This is a genomic window from Planomonospora algeriensis (assembly GCF_977012225.1).
Map to the genome: position 1 here is coordinate 1 of NZ_CDRNDK010000588.1, position 3335 is coordinate 3335.

Here is a 3335-nt window from a genome sequence, read left to right on the forward strand (position 1 = left end):
CGCCGCCGCGTGCTCGTCCTGGTCGCCTCGCTCGGGCGCCAGCCGCGCGCGGATCGCCGTCTGCGACCTCGCCGCCGGCGAGCTGGCCCGCGCCGACCTGGCCGTCGACGTGGAGGAGGGCCCCGACGTCGTGCTGCCCCTGGTCATGCGGACCTGGGAGGAACTGCTCGGCGACCGCCCCGCGGGCCTGGTCCGGGCCGTCGGCCTGGGCGTCCCCGCGACCGTGGAGTTCGCGGCCCGCCGTACCGAGAGCGCCCGCATCATGGCGAGCTGGACCGGCGTGGCCATTCCGCCGATCATCGCCGAGCGCTTCCCGGTGCCCGTCTTCCTCGACAACGACGTCAACGTCATCGCCATCGGCGAGCACCGCGCGGTCTACGCCGGTCAGGCCGACGACCTATTGTTCATCAAGGTCTCCACCCGGATCGGCTCGGGCGTCATCGCGGGCGGCGAGATCCTGCGCGGCGCGCTGGGCGCGGCCGGGGAGATCGGCCACATCCCGGTCCGCGACGGCGGGGGAGTGCTCTGCCGCTGCGGCAACACCGACTGCCTCGACTCGGTCGCCAGCGCCGTCGCGATCCTGCGCAGGCTGCGCTCCCGGGGGTACGAGGTCAAGACCCTCGCCGACGTGGTCGCCCTGGTCCGGGGCGGGGACGCCGAGACGATGACGGTGATCCGGGACGCGGCCCGGATGCTGGGGGAGGTCGTCGCCAGCGCGGTCAACATCCTCAACCCGGCCGTGGTCGTCCTCGGCGGCGACGTCGCCGAGACCTTCCAGCCGCTGGTGGCGGGGGTGCGCGAGGTCGTCTACCGCCGCTCGACCGCCCTGTCCACCCGCAACCTCCGCATCGAGCGCAGCCGCCTGGGCCCCGGGGCGGGCACCGTCGGCTGCGCCCACATGGTCCTCGACCACATCCTCTCCCCGGAGGCGATCGACTCCCCGGCCTGAGCGGCGCGCACGACGCGGGAGGCGCCCGGCGCGCCACCGCGCGCCGTGCCCGCGCGGTGGCGTGGAGTGCCGGATCCGGGGCAGGTTGCACCGGTAGTGGATGCTGTGCGGAGCGGACTCGGGGACCGGTTCCGCCAGGCCTCCCGGGAGGGGACGGCGCTGGTGGTCCTCATCGCGCTGCTCGTCGCCGGGATCGGCGCGGCCCTGTCGGTCTGGGTCGGCGGCGCGCTGCGGGAGGCGCAGCAGCGCGCCGCCGCGCAGCAGATGGACCGGCGCGCGACGCTGATCACCGACGCGGTGGCCGCCGAGAGCGGCCGGTACGCCGACGCGCTCCGCCTCATGGCCGCGGCGCTGGGGTCCCACGAGCGGCTGACGAGGCCCGAGTTCGACCAGGCGACGCGGGCGCTGCAGGACATGCGGCTGGCCGGGGCGACCTCGATCGCCCTGATGGTGCCGGCCACCGACGATCAGGTCCCGCGCGTGCAGGAGTTCTGGCGCCGCAGAGGTGTGCCCGACCTCGTGCTGGACGCCAAGGGGCGGGGAAAGGAGCACGTCTTCTCCGTCTTCAGCCGGCCGCTGGACGGATCCACCCGGACGGCGATCGGCATCGACGCCAGCCAGGCCGCCGAGTCCGCCCGGGCCCTTGCCGTCGCCCGCCGCAGCGGCCAGGTCACGGTCTCCGACACCTACCGCCTGATCCGCGACGACCACCTGCCGCCGGAGCGCAGGCAGCCCGCGTTCGTGCTGACCGCACCGGTCTACGGGCGGGTCGAGGGCGACCGGCGGCCGTTCGTCGGCTGGGTGCTGATGGGAGTGCGCGGCAGGGACTTCATCGACGCGACCCTGCGGCGCACCACGCAGGGCCTGACCGACGTGCGGCTGCTCGCCCGGCACGAGGACGGCGCCCTGGTGCCCCTCGCCGAGCTGTCCGGCGGCTCCCGGCGGGACCTCTCCCGCGACCTGCACCGCACCACTTCGATCCAGGTCGCCCAGCGCCAGTGGCAACTGGAGATCGACTCCTCCTCCGCGTTGCTGCCCGGCGCCCGCAGCCCGCTGCCCGTCATCACCACCGCCGCGGGGACCGTGCTGAGCCTGCTGCTGGCCGCGCTGGTGTCCGTGCTGGGCGGCGGCCGGGCCCGGGCGCGGGTCCAGGTCTCGGCGGCCACCGCCGGACTGCGGGCGGCCGAGGCCGACGCCCGCCGCCAGGCCGGGCTGCTGGCCGCGGTGCTCGACAGCGTCAGCGACGGCGTCGGCGTGGTCGACGGCCAGGGCCGGTTCCTGCTGAACAACCCCGCGGCCAAGGAGATCCTCGGCGTCCCGCCCACCGGGGGAGGGCCGGAGACCTGGCAGGACCACTACGGCCTCTTCCTCCCGGACGGCAGCGCGCCGTTCCCCGCCGAAGACCTGCCGATGGCGCAGGCGCTGGCCGGCCGGCACGTGGAGCAGGTGCCGATGATGATCCGCAACCGGGCCCGTCCCGAGGGGATGGTCATCTCCGTCTCGGCGCAGCCGCTGGACCCGTCGGGCGGGCGGTCCGGCGCGGTGACGGTCTTCCGTGACATCACCGCGTCGCGCGAGCACGAGGCGGAGCTGACCGCGTTCGCCGGAGTCGTCGCCCACGACCTGCGCCGCCCGCTGACCGCGATGCGCGGGTTCGTCGAGCTGGTCCGCGACGAGCTGGACGAGCTGGCCGGTGAACGCCCCGGCGAGGCCGCCGGGGCGGCCGGCCCCGCCGGGACGCGGGAGCCGGCGGCGCAGGAGGTGATCGCCGAGTGCGTGCACCACCTGGACCAGGCGCTGGCGGGCATCGCGCGGATGGCCGGCCTGATCGACGATCTGCTGGCGTACGCCACCGCCCGGGACGCCACGCTGCACCTGAGGAAGGTCGATCTGGACGGGCTGGTGCGGGAGGTCGCCGCCGAGCACCTGACCGCGGCCGAGGCCGATCCCGGCCGCCCCGCGCCCCGGATCGGCGTCGGCCCGCTGCCCGCCGTACACGCCGATCCGTCGCTGGTCCGGCAGCTGGTCGACAACCTGGTCGGCAACGCCGTCAAGTACGTCCGGCCTGGGCAGGGCGCCGAAGTGGAGGTTCGAGCGCTGCCGGCCCCGCCGGGGCAGGCGCGGATCGAGGTGGCCGACCGGGGGATCGGCATCCCGCCCGGCCAGCACCAGGCCATCTTCGCCGGATTCCACCGTGCCGCCGGCGGCTACACCGGAACCGGCCTGGGCCTGGCCATCTGCGAGCGGATCGTCGAGCGGCACGGCGGCGCCATCACCGCCGAGGACAACCCCGGCGGCGGCGCCAGGTTCCGCTTCACCCTGCCCGCCGCCCCGGACGGACCCGGCGGGGACGGCGGACCCGGCGGGCCCGCCGGGAGCGGCGGAG

Annotated in this window: 2 protein-coding genes; both read left to right on the forward strand. The window is 75.9% G+C overall.

All coding sequences use genetic code 11. The annotated features are described in order from the left end of the window. Window positions 1-949 (forward strand): ROK family protein (locus ACWJ6R_RS32895; protein WP_449065956.1); only part of this gene is annotated, 949 nt, incomplete at its 5' end. 105 nt (window positions 950-1054) lie between these two features. Next, the coding region (locus tag ACWJ6R_RS32900) for an ATP-binding protein (protein WP_449065957.1) at window positions 1055-3335 on the forward strand (2281 nt) is incomplete at its 3' end.